12 protein-coding genes and 1 tRNA gene are annotated in these 16,400 nt (G+C 62.6%); 7 read left to right on the top strand and 6 right to left on the bottom strand.

Features of this window, described 5'->3' with window-relative positions; all coding sequences use genetic code 11:
* Positions 1 to 168 precede the first annotated feature (168 nt).
* The 3 genes from FZP69_RS15120 (at position 169) to FZP69_RS15110 (ending at position 4,774) form a co-directional block, all read left to right on the top strand.
* Positions 169 to 1,590 (top strand): APC family permease, encoded by a 1,422-nt coding sequence (locus FZP69_RS15120; RefSeq protein ID WP_152042224.1) that lies wholly within the window; start codon positions 169 to 171, stop codon positions 1,588 to 1,590.
* Positions 1,590 to 2,282 carry a universal stress protein gene (locus FZP69_RS15115; protein ID WP_152042223.1) on the top strand — a complete coding sequence of 231 codons (693 nt, stop codon included), beginning with the start codon at positions 1,590 to 1,592 and terminating at the stop codon, positions 2,280 to 2,282. Before FZP69_RS15120 ends, FZP69_RS15115 begins: the two co-directional genes overlap by 1 nt.
* 395 nt (positions 2,283 to 2,677) lie before the next feature.
* A complete protein-coding gene (locus FZP69_RS15110) occupies positions 2,678 to 4,774 on the top strand; it encodes a nuclease-related domain-containing protein (RefSeq protein ID WP_152042222.1) in 2,097 nt (698 codons plus the stop codon).
* An 897-nt stretch (positions 4,775 to 5,671) separates the two neighbouring features.
* Here FZP69_RS15110 and FZP69_RS15105 read toward each other — a convergent pair.
* Positions 5,672 to 6,094, bottom strand: a complete 423-nt coding sequence (locus tag FZP69_RS15105) for a universal stress protein (protein WP_192918599.1) — start codon at positions 6,092 to 6,094, stop codon at positions 5,672 to 5,674.
* A gap of 86 nt (positions 6,095 to 6,180) precedes the next feature.
* Here FZP69_RS15105 and FZP69_RS15100 point away from each other — a divergent pair, with 86 nt between their 5' ends.
* A complete protein-coding gene (locus tag FZP69_RS15100) occupies positions 6,181 to 7,791 on the top strand; it encodes a Na+/H+ antiporter NhaC family protein (protein ID WP_152042220.1) in 1,611 nt (536 codons plus the stop codon).
* Positions 7,792 to 7,977: 186 nt separating this feature from the next.
* Here the strand turns inward: FZP69_RS15100 and FZP69_RS15095 are convergent.
* The 3 genes from FZP69_RS15095 to FZP69_RS15080 all read right to left on the bottom strand — a co-directional run bounded on the left by FZP69_RS15095 (position 7,978) and on the right by FZP69_RS15080 (position 9,450).
* Positions 7,978 to 8,050 (bottom strand) — tRNA-Gln (locus tag FZP69_RS15095).
* Between the two features lie 403 nt (positions 8,051 to 8,453).
* Positions 8,454 to 8,888 (bottom strand): metal-dependent transcriptional regulator, encoded by a 435-nt coding sequence (locus FZP69_RS15085; RefSeq protein ID WP_152042218.1) that lies wholly within the window; start codon positions 8,886 to 8,888, stop codon positions 8,454 to 8,456.
* Between the two features lie 76 nt (positions 8,889 to 8,964).
* On the bottom strand, positions 8,965 to 9,450 hold the full coding sequence (locus FZP69_RS15080) for a ferritin-like domain-containing protein (RefSeq protein ID WP_152042217.1): 486 nt from the start codon (positions 9,448 to 9,450) through the stop codon (positions 8,965 to 8,967).
* A gap of 122 nt (positions 9,451 to 9,572) precedes the next feature.
* Between FZP69_RS15080 and FZP69_RS15075 the strand changes: the two genes are divergently transcribed.
* The 3 genes from FZP69_RS15075 to FZP69_RS15065 all read left to right on the top strand — a co-directional run bounded on the left by FZP69_RS15075 (position 9,573) and on the right by FZP69_RS15065 (position 13,067).
* Positions 9,573 to 11,033: a lamin tail domain-containing protein gene (locus FZP69_RS15075; protein ID WP_152042216.1), complete on the top strand. Its 1,461-nt coding sequence runs from the start codon at positions 9,573 to 9,575 to the stop codon at positions 11,031 to 11,033.
* On the top strand, positions 11,033 to 11,326 hold the full coding sequence (locus FZP69_RS15070; RefSeq protein ID WP_152042215.1) for a DUF3006 domain-containing protein: 294 nt from the start codon (positions 11,033 to 11,035) through the stop codon (positions 11,324 to 11,326). Before FZP69_RS15075 ends, FZP69_RS15070 begins: the two co-directional genes overlap by 1 nt.
* Positions 11,327 to 11,393: 67 nt before the next feature.
* Entirely contained in the window at positions 11,394 to 13,067 is a 1,674-nt protein-coding gene (locus FZP69_RS15065; protein ID WP_152042214.1) for an alpha-amylase family protein, read from the top strand.
* 646 nt (positions 13,068 to 13,713) lie between these two features.
* Here FZP69_RS15065 and sufD read toward each other — a convergent pair.
* Positions 13,714 to 14,928: a Fe-S cluster assembly protein SufD gene (gene sufD, locus FZP69_RS15060; protein ID WP_152042213.1), complete on the bottom strand. Its 1,215-nt coding sequence runs from the start codon at positions 14,926 to 14,928 to the stop codon at positions 13,714 to 13,716.
* Positions 14,929 to 16,359 carry a Fe-S cluster assembly protein SufB gene (sufB, locus tag FZP69_RS15055; RefSeq protein ID WP_152042212.1) on the bottom strand — a complete coding sequence of 477 codons (1,431 nt, stop codon included), beginning with the start codon at positions 16,357 to 16,359 and terminating at the stop codon, positions 14,929 to 14,931.
* Positions 16,360 to 16,400 lie beyond the last annotated feature (41 nt).

Below are 16,400 nucleotides of genomic sequence, written 5' to 3'. Positions count from 1 at the left end.
CCGGTGTGTCGGTCGTGTCCCGGCCGCAGTCACGTCGCAGTCGCGTGTTCGAGGGGTGGGGAGGTCTTCGTTTAGTCCTTCCGTGTGCCGCGCACGAGCGTGAGAGTCGACGGGTGACGATCGGCAGGAGCGGTACAGTTACCACGCGCGCTGTTATGACAGTCGGATATGGGTTCCGAGGAGTTACCATCAGTCGGGACGAACATCGAAGGTGAGGCACCGGACGTCGAACCGACCGTCGAAACCGACGAGGCGACCTACACCGACGATGCCGAACTCGAGCGGACGCTCGGGCTCCCGGGCGGCCTTGCGATCGGCGTCGGGACGATGATCGGGGCCGGCATCTTCGTCTTCCCGGGCCTGGCGGCAGGGCAGGCCGGGCCGGCTGCCGCGGGGTCGTTCGCTCTGGGCGGCGTGGTCGCGCTCCTGGTCGCGCTGCCGACCTCGGAGCTGGCGACAGCGATGCCGAAAAGCGGCGGCGGCTACTACTTCATCTCACGTGGACTCGGCACGCTCGCGGGTGCCGTCGTCGGGCTCTCGCTCTGGTTCGGGCTGGTGTTCGCGACCGCGTTCTACCTCGTCGGCTTCGGTTTCTACGCTATCGACACCCTCGCCGAAGTCGGGATCACCCTCGGCGGCGGCCTCGTCATCCCCATCGCGCTGGTCTTCGGGGTGGGCTTCACGCTGTTGAACGTCACCGGTACCGAGAACGCCGCGAAGCTCCAGAACGGGGTCGTCGCGCTTTTGCTGTCGATCCTCGCGGTCGTCCTGCTCTGGGGGTCGCTCGACGCCCTCGGCCTGGTCGGTCAGCCGAGCGCCCCCGAGCAGTTCATGCCGTTCGGGCCGCTCCCGGTCCTGACGACGGCGGCGCTCGTGTTCACCTCCTACCTCGGCTTCGCGCAGGTCGCGACGGTCGCCGGGGAGATGAAGCGGCCGGGTCGGAACCTCCCGCTGGCGATGGTCGGGTCGGTGGTGATCGTCGGGGTCCTCTACGTGGTGACGATCTTCGTCGCCACGAGCGCGTTCGGCAGCGAGCGGCTCGCGAGCCTCGGTGAGACCGCGATGGTCGACGTCGGCCGGCACTACCTCGGTAGTGCCGGCGCGCTCGCGATCGTCTTCGGTGGACTGCTCGCGACGATGTCGAGCGCGAACGCGTCGATCCTGAGCACGTCTCGAGCCGTCTACGCGGTCTCGAAGGACGCGCTGCTGCCGCGGTGGGCGAGCCGGATCAACCTGAAGTACGGCACGCCGCACGTGGCGCTCGGGATGGCCGGCGGACCGGTCCTCGTCCTCGTCGCGACCGGTCAGGTCGAAGTGCTGGCGGAGGTCGCGTCGTTCCTCCATCTCGTCCTCTACGGGCTCATCTGCGTCGCGCTCCTCGTCCTCCGGCGCGACGAACCCGACTGGTACGACCCGGACTTCCGGACGCCGGGATACCCGGTCGTCCCGGCGCTCGGCGCGCTCGCGAGCTTCGCGCTCATCGGGTTCATGCAGCCGGCCTCGCAGATCATCGGCCTCGCGATCATGGTCGCGACGGCCGGCTGGTACGCTTATTACGCCCGGGACGTTACTCTGAAGGGGGCTCTCTAATGACTCGTGTCGTCGTCCCTGTCGCGGTGCTCAAGAACGAGGCCGTTCCGCTCGGGTTGATGAATCTCCTGGGCACGATGGACGTCACGGTGCTCGGCTACCACGTCCTGCCCGAGCAGACGCCGCCGGACCAGGCCCGAAGCCAGTACGAAGAGCGAGCCAACGCGGCGTTGACCGACATCACCGAGGAGTTCCGCGAGGCCGGCGGCGACGCCGACTACCGGCTCGTCTTCACGGCCAACCGACAGAAGACCGTCCGGCGGGTCGCCGACGAAGTCCGCGCCGACGCGTACGCGATCACCGGCGCGACCGGGGCGGTCGATCAGCTGCTCGTCTCGCTCTCCGGCGACGTCGCCGCCGACCGGATCATCGAGTTCGTCTCCGAACTCGTCGGCGACCGGGACATCCGCGTGACGCTGCTCCGGGTGGCGGGTGACGAGGGGGTCACGCCGCTCGAGGGCGCTCGGTCGCGTCTGGAAGACGCGGGTATCGACGTCCGGACGAAGATTGCCGAGGACAGGAACCCGCTCGACGCGTTGCTGGAGGCCGTGCCGCACCACGACGCAATCGTGATGGGCGAACAGGCACCATCGCTCGAGTCGTTCCTCCTCGGCGAGGTCACAGCGCGCGTGGCGGCGGAGTCGGTCGGCCCGGTGCTCGTCGTGAGACGGCCGCCGGCGGAACGGGAGTGAGGCCGGGATACTCTCCCGACGGGGTATCGGTGTCCGAAACGGGTCCGAGGCTGCGACGAGCGAACGGATCGACACCCGGGACAGTGTGGCGTTCGTCGCCTAGCTGGATCGCTGGCCGTTCCGCGCACTCATATTCCGATGTGTGCAGGAACCCTCCCCGAGTGTTGTCTCGGAGTTGCTGGAACGGTGACTGGTTGTAAATCAAAGCCATCTGGCCCTGTTCCGGAATCGTTCCGAGTCTCTTCTGGCTGAAATGTATGCACGTGACTGGTGGGTACGATACGCTCCGTGCGTACCTCGAGGTCCCTGTATAGATCGATGCGCAACCCCGAGGAGAGTAAAGTGAATACTGTTTTACCCGCCTTTTTACTATTCCACGGCAGTAAGTTTGAGCAATGAGCGATCAACAGTTCTGCGATCTTTGTGAACGTAATATCCCTGTCTCGACGACGAGTGGTGTCAGATTCTGCATAGATTGTAAAGTGAGGCATCATATGCTCTTGTCCGGGATTAGTGCACATACTGAGCCTTCTTTTCGGCTGAGCAGGGACAAAGTAGAAAATATAATGGGTCTTTATCCCTACGAAGATCGATTTCTCTTGCCTCTCGACTGGTATAATATCCCAGGGCTACGAAACCATACTCAACTAACTAATTCTACGCCGAATAAATCAAAACAGGAGATACTAACCGAATTAGAGTCGGTAGTAAACCGGTTAGGAAGCAAAAATGCTCTTACTTTCCTCGCCTCTACTAGAATATTATCTGAATTCGCATACAACGACCCATTTACCAATGAACATATAGGCCTTCCCCCTAGGATGTTTGAGTTCTCCTTGGCCCTTATCGGGAGCTTTCCTTCGGACGCGGACTGTAATAAGCGTGGTTCTCTGTCATACTCGGAAAGGTGGAGAGAGATTCAATCAATTGCTGATGAAGATCTCGCTGGAGGGTATCGGACTACTCAACATCGTGTATATGGTGCGGAACTATTTCAGCTGTACTCCCTCTTAGAGTCTCTCTATTCAAAATTCAGCAGTGAATATGATTTTATTGGGGAAAAACCATTCCGTGATGATGAAAGTCTAGCAGCGGCGGCTCAAAATAGTGAATTGATTTACGGGAATTACGCATATCCTGAACAGTATGTAGAATATATTGAAAAAATATATGCGCCTTATCAGTACGACTTTCTGAAGAACAAAGGACTAGACATGATTAACATAGCCAATTGGTCATCAGTATTATTAGACAAACTATACAATCGATTGTCCAAGATAACCCAAGATGGGAGATATTATCAAGCAGATTGTCTCAGGATGGTGGGGGGTATTCAAGAAGCCATTCAGAACGGGGAAAAACTATCTGAACATCTTGAATCTCCCCTACATACCACTCTTCAGCGAGGAGAGTTGGAATCGTGGGCGGCCTTCATGTCCACCGCCGCCAATGGATTTTGGATTGGTAGAGAAGAAATAATATCTTCATTAGATATACATAACCGGGAGCGGATAAATTCGTTTCTAGACCGTATCAGTGCCCCAATTGGTAGCTACAACGTAAGTACTCCGTTTGGGTTTAATCAATTGGAAGCAACTCCTCTGTTAGAAATAAATGATCAATTTCTCTTTGCCTACCCTCAAATGTTCACTCGGGCACTCTCAAAGACATTTTTTTATGACCTCAATAACATGAATACAGATTCCGATATCACGCTTGAACTGAACTTCAATCATAGAGGAGAGCTACTAGAGTACTGGTCGTATGATCGAGTCAATCAACTCTTTCAGAAAGGTGGGAATGTCTTTCATAGTGTCTCATGGGGAAATGAGGAAATCGACCTCGTCGCCATTTTTGATTCAACAGCTGTAATAATTGAAGTCAAGTCGAAATTTTTGACCGATGATGCACGGAAAGGAGATATTAGCAAGATCAAGAAGGATATGAACAAAGGAATTCTTGCGGGAGTGAGTCAAGCTGACAGAAAGATCAAAAATTTGCAGCAGGGTGAGTGGTCGCTTGGAGATGCTATAAGTCACGAAAGTGCTCAGAGTGAGAAAATCACGGAATTCCTTCCGATGGTAGTAATGGGCGGGGAATATGATCGACTTGCTACTATGGATTATGTATCGTTGATAGATGATCAGACACTTATTCCATACGTGGTGAGCATCTACGATCTTGATCTTCTTTCAAGGATACTTAATGTTGAACACTTTATCAAGTTTCTGAGATTTAGGATAAATGCAGCCAAAGACGGACAGATACATAGTGTGGATGAATTGGATTTCTTAGGCCTGTACAGTCAAACGGGAGAAGATCCGTATGAAAATCTCCCCGGTAGACAGGTCTGGAAGGAGAGTGCTAATGTTTCTTTCTACCACTCAATAGGTGACATCACGGGTGCAGGGGACGACATTCGATTAATACTCTCAGAATTTGGGGATCGGTCTAAGGCCACCTGGTTATCGGAGAACGAACGGACATATTGACCTGCAGTAGCGGCTTGCTCAAAGCCGGGGGAGTATTTTAATTACGTGCCCTTAGGCACACCCCTAAGGGGAAACCCGACGCCTCGCATCGTGGTTTCCCTTGGGTGTGGCTGAGGCGAAAGCCGAAGCCACCCCAAACGCGCTCGAGATCTCTCTTCCTTACCCAGAAACGAAGCAGAAATAGCCGCTAGCTGGTGCTCTGGACAGTGTTGCCACTCACTCGGAGTCTGCTACAGGAACTGGAACACCTGCCTGCTAGCGCCGTTATACTTCACTGATGCAGTCCTGTACCGAGCAGGATCCTGTCCAGCGTTCTTCCAGACCTCGAGCCCTTCGTGAATCAGGAATCGAGGGTCAGGGTCTGGATCGAGACCTCCGAAATCGATCTCCAGCGCGTCGTTCCGGTTGCTGGTTTCGACACCGTATTGCTCACCTCAAGTAGGTCCCGGGTGGCGGTGAGAGTCCGGCGTTCTACTCTCGAGACCGTCGTTCCCCGGTCGGTCACTCAGCGATTCAGGTCGATCCAGCGAAAGTGATGTATTGTATCGCGACGCTGCCACCATTCACTGCAGTCCAGACGTTTCGCCCAGTGCGGTGCTCAGCGAACTTGGACGTATCGAGGCCATCATCCTCTGTGTTTAGATCACGCAACACAGAGCGGGCGTCCTCTCACAGCTGCCAGACCTCTTCAGCTGAATCCGCCTCATCGAGGTAGATCACGACCGCGTCCGTCGCGTCTCGCGGGTGGGAGCCACGTATAAGCTACGCCGGCAGTCGACGGTGGTCGATTTGCTTGTCAATCCGTCCCATCACCTCGTGTCCGTCTCGATGCAGATGGTACATCGAGACGCGCGGTCGTCCTCTCACGGCGACGCCGGGTGCGTCGGCTGGACCCGATCACCGAATGAGGGTGACCGGGACGGGAATCCGGTCGACGACGCGTTCGGCGACGCTCCCGACGAAGAACCGCTCGAGGAAGTCCCGGCTGTGACTCCCGAGGACGACGTGGTCGATCCCGTGGTCGTCGACGTAGTCGAGGATCTCCTGCCAGGGTCGTCCTTGCTCGATCGCCGTCGTCAGTGGGGCGTCGTAGTCGGAAGCGACCACCTCGGCCTCCTTGAGTAGCGCCTCACCTTCTGCCTCGCGCTGCTCGTAGATCTCGCCGAGTTTCACCCCGACGTACTTCTCTGGCTGGTACGTGACGCTCGTGTCGACGACGAACAGTGCCGTTACCTCCGCCTCCGGAAAGCGTTCGTAGGCGAACCGAAGGGCTTCGATCGCGAGCTTCGAACCGTCGAACGGAACCAGGACACCCGTCATGGCCCCCGAATCGTGGGCTCCAGCATTAAACTCCTCCCCCATTCCGTTGAGGAGCGTTTAAATAGTAGTTTGTAGTGTGTGTACACATGACAGAGTTTGGATCGCTGTCACTTATCCCGCCGCTGCTGGCTATCGTCCTCGCCATCGCCACACGGAAGGCGGTCCTGTCGCTTTTCGTCGGCATCTGGGCCGGGGGCGTCATCCTCACGGGCGGGGTCGGTCTGGGACAGACGTTCGATTGGATCGCGGCGGCCGTCGGCGAGAGCGTGTTCCACGCGCAGATCATCATCTTCACGCTGCTGCTCGGGTCGTCGGTCGCGATGATCTGGCGGTTGGGTGGCTCACACGCCGTCCGGAACTTCGCGCTCGAGCGGATCGACACCAAGCGTAAAGCCGGGGCCGCCGCGTGGATCCTCGGCGTGGTGTTGTTCTTCGACGACTACGCCAACACGGCCGTCGTCGGGAGTACGATGAAGGACGTCTCGGACTATCTGCACATCTCACGCGAGAAACTCTCGTACCTCGTCGATTCGACCGCGGCGCCGGTGGCGACGCTGGCGATCTCCTCGTGGGTCGCGTTCCAGCTGTCGATGATCGAGTCGGGCTACGGGGCGACGAGCCTGGCGGAGAGCGAAATTCCCGACTCGTTCGGCGTGTTCTTGGAGTCGATCCCCTACAACATGTACGCGATCTTGGCCATCGTGATGGTCGGCATCATCGTACTCACTCAGCGTGACTACGGCGAGATGCTCACCGCCGAGCACCGCGCCGCCGAAACCGGCAAAGTGACGCGCGACGACGCCCGGCCGATGCAGGACGTCGAGGCGGAACTCGGCCAACCGAACATCGACGATCCGCGGTTGACCTCGTTCTTCTTGCCGATCGTCGTACTGATCTCGGTCACCATCGGGTCCGCGCTGTTCACCGGGTTCGAACCGGGTGCCTCGCTGTACGACATGGTCACCGGGGCCGACTACGCCGTGGCGCTGATCTTCGGGTCGTTCGCCATGGTGGTCACGACGTACGTGCTCGGATACGTCTACAACATCCTCTCGCTGGGCGAGAGCGTCGATACGACCATCGACGGCTTCGGAATCATGCTCACGGCGGTGACGATCCTCGTCCTCGCGTGGGGTATCGGTAACGTCGTCGCACCCGTCGAAGACGGCGGACTCGGCACCGGTGCGTACATCGCTGTCTTGGTCCAAGAGTTCCTCTCGCCCGAAATCCTCCCGGTCGTGGTGCTGTTCACTGCGGCGTTCATCGCCTTCTCGACCGGCAGTTCCTGGGGGACGATGGCTATCGTGACCCCGATCGCCGTCCCAGTCGCGTGGGACCTCACCGGCAACCACACCATGGTCGCGGTCATCGTCGGCATGGTCTTCTCGGGCGCGATCTTCGGCGACCACTCCTCGCCGATCTCCGACACGACGGTGCTGTCGTCGACGTTCACCGGGGCCGACCTGATCGACCACGTCCGGACGCAGTTTTACTACGCGGTCACCGTCATCCTCGTCGTGACCGTGCTGATGATCGTGTGGGGCTACACCCGCATCACCCCGTTCGTCCTGCTCGCTGTCGGCGCTGTCTCGCTGATCGGGCTCGTCTACGGGCTCTCGGAGTTCGACGCGAATCGCCGTGGGATCGACCCGAAATCTGCCGCGGAACCTCCCGAAGGGGCACCGGCTGACGACTGACTCGGGAGGAGTGGTCACTCGTCGGACGGCTCCACGGACGCAGTTGCGGCCTTGGGCGAGGAGCGAGGAACTCGAACCTCGGTGAAAATAGTCCCGGGCGGATATCGAACCGCGACGACTCGCGTCCGCTCGTCGTCTGGGCTCGAATCCAGTAACGACTATCACTGCTCGCTGACGCTCGCAGAATAGTCCCGGGCGGATTCGAACCGCCGTCAATGGCTCCAAAGGCCATTATGATTGGCCACTACACCACGGGACTGGTCACGCCACTCGCCAGCCCCCGACGAGCGGAAACGAGACGCGTCTCCACGTCACGGGACTGTACTCCCTCGTACCAATCTGAGACTTAAGATTGTAGCGGTCTCCACCCCTCGTTGCCTTCGGAGAGAACCAGTTCGACGGAGAACCCTCCGCAGACGGGACAGACGTGGTACTCCACGTCGAAGGGTGTCTCACACCCACGACACACGTACGGCGACGACGGTCGCTCTCTCCTGTCCCCGACCGCGCACCAGAGCCGAGCGAAGGACGTCGAGAGCCGATCGATCGATAGTGACATTCGTTCCCACCCCTCTATCCACACACGACCCCCCGGCACAAAACATTATTGCATGACAGATCTGAGTGAAACGCTCGCGTGTCGGGCGGGACCGGCGCGCCGATCAGTCCGCGGGCTTCTCCGACGCGAGTTCGAGGTACCGACAGGCGTCGGTCTCGGGGTCGAAGCAGTCGGGGCAGTCGGGGTTGCGCTCGATGATGGTGTCGAGGCGTTCGGCGACCGTCTCGTCGATGACGGGTTCAAGTTCGCGTGCCTCGGCACGGAACTCCTCGACGTCGAGGACGTTCGCGAGGAAGCGCTCGATGATGCAGTACGTCTGGAGCGCCTCGCGGGCGTTGACGATCCCCTCCTCGGTGAGTCGGACGCCCTTGTACTTTTCGTGTTCGGCGAGCCCGCGCCCTTCGAGCTTGCCGATCATCTCGTTGGCACTCGCGGGGCTCACGTCGAGCATGTCGGCGAGCGCGCCGGTCGATGCGGGGCCGTTCTCCATCTCCTGGAGCAGATAGATCGCCTTGACGTACTGGTCTGCGGTGTTCATCTGGTTTCCTCTCGCGGTGGCCGCGTCGTTCGTACACCTACACCCCGGTCCCGCGCTGGTCGGCTCGACGCGGGCGTCATTCGCGGCGCTCCATGACTCTCGTCACCGCCTCGACGCCCTCGGCTTCCTCCGCTCGGATCTCGACGAGGATGTCGAGCAGCCGATCGCGGTCGACGCCGAACGAGACGTCGCTGGCGCGGATCGCGCCGATGAGGTCGTCGTAGAACTTGTACGCCGTCTCTTCGTTGCAGAGCTGATCGTACAGCACCCCGTCGAAGTCCTCGGGTTTCGTCTTCCCGTACTGTGCCTCGACGAGCGCGTCGATCTCCTCGAACGGGATGCTCTCGACGTCGAGTTCGTCGATGACGCGTTCGAGTCGGGCCCGGTGTTCGGCGGACTCCTCGGCGGCATCGGCGAGCAGTCGCTCGATCTCGTCGTCACGCTCGTCCAGCTCTCCCGCGTGGTGCTGAGCGCGGGCCTCGACGACCTCCTCCAGGACGATCCCGATCTGGAGGAGTCGTGCCAGCTGGTGGTCCGACGTCACCCGGTGGCCGACACTCACGGATCCACCCCTCTGGCGACGCGATCCGATACGGTCATACTCGGCAGGTGGTGTGTGACGAACTTAAACGGTTCCCTCACTCCCGGCCGCAGTCTCAAGACCTCCGGGCGCTCAGTGACCGTATGCGCCACTGGCCCCCTCCGCTTTTCGTGCTCGCCGTCGTCGGTCTCCTCGTACTCGCCGGCTGTACCACCGGGACGGGGTCCGTGACCGACGGACCGGGTGTGCCGGGCACGGATGCGACGGTGGGCGAGACGACCACCGCCGGTGTCACGGCCGACGCTGGCGGGTCGACCGACTCCGGACCGGGGGTGAACGGCACACTGGCGGTCCACTTCATCAACGTCGGCCAGGGTGACAGCACGCTCGTCGTCGGCCCGACCGGCGAGACGCTCCTCGTCGACACCGGCGACTTCCGCGACGACGGCGAGCACGTGATCGACTACCTCGACGCCCGGGGGATCGATCGGATCGACGCGCTCGTCTCGACACACGCCGACGCCGACCACATCGGCGGGCACGCCGCCGTCATCGATCACCTCGAGACCGATGGCGACGGCGTCGGTGCCGTCTACGATCCCGGCGTGGCGGCGTCGACCGAGACGTACGGGCGCTACCTCGACGCCGTCGAGAGTCACGACGTCCCGCTGTACCGGACACAGACGGGCGACGAGATCCCGCTCGAGGGCGTCGACGTCGACGTGCTCGCCCCACCCGCGACGCCCCTCGCCGACGGCGAGCGCAACGAGAACAGCGTCGTCCTCCGGCTCTCGTTCGGGCGGACGAGCGTCCTCCTCACCGGGGACGCCGGTCCGGTCGAGGAGCCGTATCTGGTCCGAACCCACGGACAGACCCTCGACGCCACGCTGCTGAAGGCGGGACACCACGGGAGCAGTTCGAGCACGAGCGCGGCGTTACTCGACGCGACGACGCCCGCGGTGGTCGTCGTCTCCTCGGCGTACGACTCCCGGTACGGCCACCCACACGAGGAGGTGCTCGACCGCCTCGGTGACCGAGAAGTGCCGACGTACTGGACGGGGACGCACGGGACGGTCGTCGCCACGAGCGACGGCCGGGTGATCGAGGTGGCGACGCAGGCGGCGGCGACCACGAGACCGCGCGACCTCCGGACGGAGGCTCCCGTCGAACCCGGGACGGGTGGCCCCGTCGTCGTCCGTGACGCCTACCGCGCGGGCGAGGGCGACGCCGACGGGGGCGACCGCGCGGGGAGCGACGGGACCGTCCGCACGGAGCGAACACGAGTGGAGATATCCGAGATTCACGCCGACGCCGCTGGCGACGACCGGGAGAACCTCGCCGACGAGTACGTCGTGGTGACGAACCGTGGCGACGCTCCCGTCGATCTCTCCGGGTGGGTACTCACGGACGAGAGCGGGGTGCGGTACACCTTCCCCGACGTCGTGCTCGACCCCGGCGCGTCAGTCACGGTCCGGACCGGCCAGGGGATCGACACCGACACCGACCTGTACTGGGGCGCCGGCCGTCCGGTGTGGAACAACGACGGCGACACCGTTACCCTGCTCCGTCCCGACGGGGGAACCGTCACCGAGGTTCCCTACTGATGCTCGACTCCGGCACGTACACGGCGACGCTCGATCGCTTCGAGGAGACGCCCGGCGGCGACCTCGCGGTGCTGGTCGTCGACCGGGACGCCGACACCCTCGCACAGGTGGACCTCCCTGTCGAGGTGGTCCCCGAGGTGGGGCGTCGCGTCGACGCCGTCTTCGACCTGACCGTCGCGCCCGATCGGTTCGAGCTCGCGTACCGGGCCGACGAGACCGAGCGACGCGCCGAGGCGGCACAGACCCGTTTCGATCGGCTCGCCCAGCGGCCGCCGTCGGACACAGAGGAGTAAGGCGGCTCTCCACCGGGCTGCCCGCGAAATCCCCGCGGTTTTTATTCCCGCCACCGGTGGAACGGCTATGGCCCGCACACGGCGTGGCGACCCGGAGTGGTACCGGGACGCCGTCATCTACTCGCTCGACGTGAAGACGTTCAACGACGCCGACGGCGACGGCTGGGGCGACTTCCAGGGCCTCACGGAACGGCTCGGCTACCTCGAAACACTGGGCGTGGACTGTCTCTGGCTCCGACCGTTCTTCCCGAGCCCACTCGCCGACAACGGCTACGACGTCGCCGACTACTACGGCGTCGACTCGCGGGTGGGGACGCTGGGCGACTTCGCCGACTTCGTCGAGGCCGCCGACGACCGCGGCATCCGCGTGCTCTGCGACATGGTGTTCAACCACACCTCCGATCAACATCGGTGGTTCCAGCGCGCCCGTCAGGACCCCGGCTCGAAGTACCACGACTACTACCTCTGGACGAGCCACCTCGAGTCGGCGCACAAGCGCGGCAACATCTTCCCGGAGTACGAGGACGGCGTCTGGTCGTACGACGACGTCGCGGGCAAACACTACTTCCACCAGTTCTACCGGTTCCAGCCCGATCTGAACGTCGCCAACCCCCGGGTGCAGGAGGAGATCCGCGACGTCCTCGAGTTCTGGCTCGACCTCGGCGTCGACGGCTTCCGCATCGACGCCGCCCACCCGATGACCATGCCGAAAGGGCACGACGCCCACATCCTCTCCGAGGGCGTCGACTTCTTCAGACGGATGCGGTCGTGGGTCGAGGAGGCCAAGTCCGACGCCATCCTCATCGCCGAGGCCGACGAGGAACCGGAACACCTCGACCAGTACTTCGGCGACGGCGACGGATTCGACCTCATGTTCAACTTCGTCCTCAACGCCCACCTCACGTACGCCGTCGGGGTGAAAGACACCTGGCCACTCTACCGGTCGTTCGAGGTGCTCCCCGACGTCTCCGACGTGGGACAGTGGGCCAACTTCCTCCGCAATCACGACGAGTGGAACCTCCTCAAACTCCCGTGGGAGGCGTTCCACCACGCCCGCGACTTCTTCGGCGACGACGACGGCGACTCGTGGATCTTCGGCCGCGGCCACCGTCTCCGACTGGCGGACCTGTACGCCGGCGACCACGACCGCATCGCCTGTGCGCACTCGCTCATGTTCGCCCTGCCGGGGACGCCCGTCATCCTCTCGGGGGACGAGATCGGCATGGGTGCGGATCTCGACCTCCCGGAGCGCGAGTCCGTCCGGACGCCGATGCAGTGGTCCGCCAACCGCAACGGCGGCTTCTCGACGGCCGACGAGGAAGCACTCTACCACCCCGTCGTCGACGAGGGGCGGTACAGCTACGAGCGGGTGAACGTCGCCGACCAGCGCGCCGACCCGGAGTCGCTGTTGAACCGGATCTCCCGCATCGTCGACGCCCGTACGATCTGCACCGAAATCTCCTCCGGCGAGTTCTCGATCGTCGGCGTCGAACCGCACGACGTCTGGGTCCACCGGATCGACCACGGCCGGACCGTGCTCCTGACGGCGCACAACCTGGCGGCCGAACCCAGAACGGTGACGGTCGACTTCGGCGCGCCCGCCGACGCGACCACGAGACTCGTCGGCCTCGGCGACTACGCCGTCGAGGACGGACGCGTGACGTTCGATCTCGACGCGACCGGCTACGTGTGGCTCCGCGGGGACAGACGTGGTGAGCGGGTGCCGCTGGGATCGCCCTGAGTGGGCCGTGAGTCCACCCACTGGACCAGTGTGTCCTCGTTGGAGCCGCCGTGTCGACCTCCGGGATCGTTCGGGACCGTGAACGTGCGTGTCGTACTGTTCTGGTGAGAATCGATCGGGTGGAGAGGGAACAGCACGAACGCCGCGCGACATACGGGCGTGGTGGACCGGAGCCTCGATCCTCCCCGGCCGGTGGCTCGCGCACGGAAGCGCGAGCACGGTCCCACCGGAGCGACTTCGTCGCTCCGAGCCGTTCGTTCGCCACGGCTCACGAAAACCTCGCGCGAGTCGCTCACGTCGTTCGCTCCCGCGCGCCGGCCGCGATCGTAGATCAGTCGTGCGACGCTCTGCGGTGGTGCGTGACGGTCGCGGCTCCGTTCACGACTTCACGCGCGAGGGATGAGGCCACGAGAGAGTAGAGCGAACGAGTGGCCGAATCGGCTGGGGAGGTCTGTGGCTTTCGTGACGCCCGTGCACCGTGCGGTCGTCTCGCTCTTTCCCTCCACAACCGAGGATATCTACCCAGATTAACACGACAGCCACATCGAGCTACTCGACGCGCGACGTCGGCCTGCTCGGTTCTCTGGGGCGACACCGTGCCGAAAAAAACGGAGAGTCGAAGTCGCAGCCGCAGCCGCAGCCGACGTTACCGCAGCCGCGCGGCGATCGCTTCCTGGAGGTCCTCGCGGAGTTCGTCGACCGCGATCTCCTCGAGGACGGGGACGAAGAAGCCCTCGACGAGCATGTTCCGCGCCGTCAGGTGTGGGATCCCACGGGAGGTCATGTAGAACAGGTCCTCGCGGTCGACCTGCCCGACCGTCGCGGAGTGGCTCGCTTCCGTGTCGTGGTTGTGGATGATCAGCTTGGGCGAGGCGTCGGCCTCGGAGTCGTCCGAGAGCATCAGCGTGTTCTCGCGCTGGTAGGAGTTGGTGTCCCACGCGTCTCGACCGACGTCCTGGACGCCCTCGTACACCGAGCGGGCCTCGTCGTCGAGCACGCCCCGCGTGACGAGGTCGGCGGTGGTGTGCTCGGCCTGGTGCCAGACGCGGGCGTTGACGTCGAAGTGCTGGTCGTTGTGACCGAAGAACGCGCCGACGATCTTCGTCTCGCTCGAATCGCCGTTGAGTTCGGTCTCGATGTCCGAGCGCGTCAGCCGCGACCCGAGGTTCCCCTCGATGAAGTTGACCGACGAGTAGGTGTCCGTGATACCGCGCTTCAGCGAGTAGTTGTACGTCTCCTCGGAGAGGTCCTGCAGGGAGCCGTACTGGACGTAGGCGTTCTCGCCCGCGTCGACCTCGACGAGGCCGCTGTAGTAGCGCATCCCGTCGCCGTCGAAGGACTCGGAGGACTGCCGCTCGAGGATCGTCACCGAGGACGACTCCTCGGCGACGACGAGCGTGTGGTTGAACAGCGAGCGACCCTCCATCCGTGTCCGAATCTTCACGTCCTCGGCGTCGACCCCCGCGGGCACGTAGACGAGCGTCCCCGAGGAGAACAGCGCGACCGACAGCGCCGTGAGGTAGTCGCGGTCGGGGGCGATGGTGCTCCCGAAGGCGTCGCGGACGACGTCCTCGTGCTCGTCGAGCGCGTCGACGAACGAGAGCACCTCGACGTCGGACTCCGGCGAGACGAGGTCGCGCTCTTCGGTCTGGGCGAGCGGGTCGACGAGCTCCTCGAAGTCGAGCTGTTCGAGGTTCGTCCACCGCCGACCGGGCGTCTGGATGACGTCCGGGAGTTCGGCGTCGGAGAGCGCCGCGAGCGCCTCCAGCCGCGTCTCGAGGAGCCACTCGGGTTCGTTTCGCTCGTCGGAGAGCTGTCGGACCGTCTCCTCGGAGATGGTTGCTGGCAGTGTCGTGGACATCTATCCGAGGCTCCCCTCCATCTCGAGTTCCACGAGCCGGTTGAGTTCGACCGCGTACTCGATGGGCAACTCCTCCGTAATGGGCTCGATGAAGCCCGAGACGATCATCTGCTTGGCGTCGTCGTCGTCGAGGCCACGCGACTGGAGGTAGAAGACGTCCTCGTCGCCGATCTTGCCGACCGTGGCCTCGTGGGCCACGTCGACGGTCGACTCGTTGATCTCCATGTACGGCATCGTGTCCGACGTCGACTCGTTGTCGAACATCAGCGCGTCACACTCGACCGCGGTGGAGGAGTCGTGAGCGCCGTCGGCGATGTGGACCAGTCCTCTGTAATTGGTGCGACCGCCGTCCTTCGAGATGGACTTGGACTCGATCGTGGACTTGGTCTCGGGCGCGTTGTGGTACACCTTCGCGCCGGTGTCGATGTTCTGACCCGCGCCGGCGAAGGCGATGGTGATGTGGTTGTCCGACGCGCCGCGGCCTTTCAGCACCGACGAGGGGTACAGCATCGTCGCCTTCGACCCCATCGATCCCGAGATCCACTCCATTCGACCGTTCTTCTCGACGATGGCGCGCTTGGTGTTGAGGTTGTACGTGTTCTTCGACCAGTTCTGCACCGTCGAGTACTGGACGTGGGCGTCCTCGCCCACGAACACTTCCACACCGCCGGAGTGGAGGTTGAACGCCGAATACTTGGGTGCGGAACAGCCCTCGATGTAGTGGACCTCCGAGCCCTTCTCGGCGATGATGAGCGTGTGCTCGAACTGGCCCATCCCCTCGGAGTTCATCCGGAAGTACGCCTGGACGGGCATGTCGACCGTCGTGTCCTCGGGGACGTAGACGAACGAGCCCCCCGACCAGATGGCCCCGTGGAGGGCGGCGAACTTGTTGTCACTCGGCGGGACGCACTTCGTCATGAAGTGCTCGCGGACGAGGTCGGGGTACTCCTGGACGGCCTTGTCCATGTTGCAGAAGACGACGCCCTTCTCCTCCCAGCGCTCCTGCATGTTCTGGTAGACGACCTCGGACTCGTACTGCGCACCCACGCCGGAGAGGGCGTTCTTCTCGGCCTCGGGGATGCCCAGCTTGTCGAAGGTGTCCTTGATGTCGTCCGGAAGGTCGGTCCAGTCGTCGACGCCGCCCCTCACGTCGACGTCGGGGCGGATGTACGGGATGATCTGGTCGACGTCGACCTCCGAGAGGTCCGGCTGGCCGGGCCAGTCGGTCGGCATCGGCATCTTCTGGAACTGCTTCAGCGCGCGGAGGCGCCGCTCGAGCATCCACTCGGGTTCGTCCTTGTCCTCGCTTATGACGCGAATCGTCTCCTCGGTGAGGCCCTTGTCGGCCTGGAAGGAGGACTTCTGCTCCTTCTTGAACTCGAAGCGGGCTTCGGTGTCGGTCTCTTTGAGGTGGTCTTGTTCGGAGCTCATGATGTGTGTCGTGTTGTTACGTTTCGTTGCGTGTCATCCTG

Source organism: Salinigranum salinum, from assembly GCF_009176545.1.
Classification (GTDB): Archaea; Halobacteriota; Halobacteria; order Halobacteriales; family Haloferacaceae; genus Salinigranum; species Salinigranum salinum.
Note: the sequence above shows the minus strand (reverse complement) of the source record. Positions and strands in the feature narration are given on the sequence as shown.

Coding starts and splice junctions, on each gene's coding strand:
- FZP69_RS15120 (WP_152042224.1), top strand. CDS start 169: ATGGGTTCCGAGGAGTTACCATCAGTCGGGACGAACATCGAAGGTGAG.
- FZP69_RS15115 (WP_152042223.1), top strand. CDS start 1,590: ATGACTCGTGTCGTCGTCCCTGTCGCGGTGCTCAAGAACGAGGCCGTT.
- FZP69_RS15110 (WP_152042222.1), top strand. CDS start 2,678: ATGAGCGATCAACAGTTCTGCGATCTTTGTGAACGTAATATCCCTGTC.
- FZP69_RS15105 (WP_192918599.1), bottom strand. CDS start 6,094: ATGACGGGTGTCCTGGTTCCGTTCGACGGTTCGAAGCTCGCGATCGAA.
- FZP69_RS15100 (WP_152042220.1), top strand. CDS start 6,181: ATGACAGAGTTTGGATCGCTGTCACTTATCCCGCCGCTGCTGGCTATC.
- FZP69_RS15085 (WP_152042218.1), bottom strand. CDS start 8,888: ATGAACACCGCAGACCAGTACGTCAAGGCGATCTATCTGCTCCAGGAG.
- FZP69_RS15075 (WP_152042216.1), top strand. CDS start 9,573: ATGCGCCACTGGCCCCCTCCGCTTTTCGTGCTCGCCGTCGTCGGTCTC.
- FZP69_RS15070 (WP_152042215.1), top strand. CDS start 11,033: ATGCTCGACTCCGGCACGTACACGGCGACGCTCGATCGCTTCGAGGAG.
- FZP69_RS15065 (WP_152042214.1), top strand. CDS start 11,394: ATGGCCCGCACACGGCGTGGCGACCCGGAGTGGTACCGGGACGCCGTC.
- sufD (WP_152042213.1), bottom strand. CDS start 14,928: ATGTCCACGACACTGCCAGCAACCATCTCCGAGGAGACGGTCCGACAG.
- sufB (WP_152042212.1), bottom strand. CDS start 16,359: ATGAGCTCCGAACAAGACCACCTCAAAGAGACCGACACCGAAGCCCGC.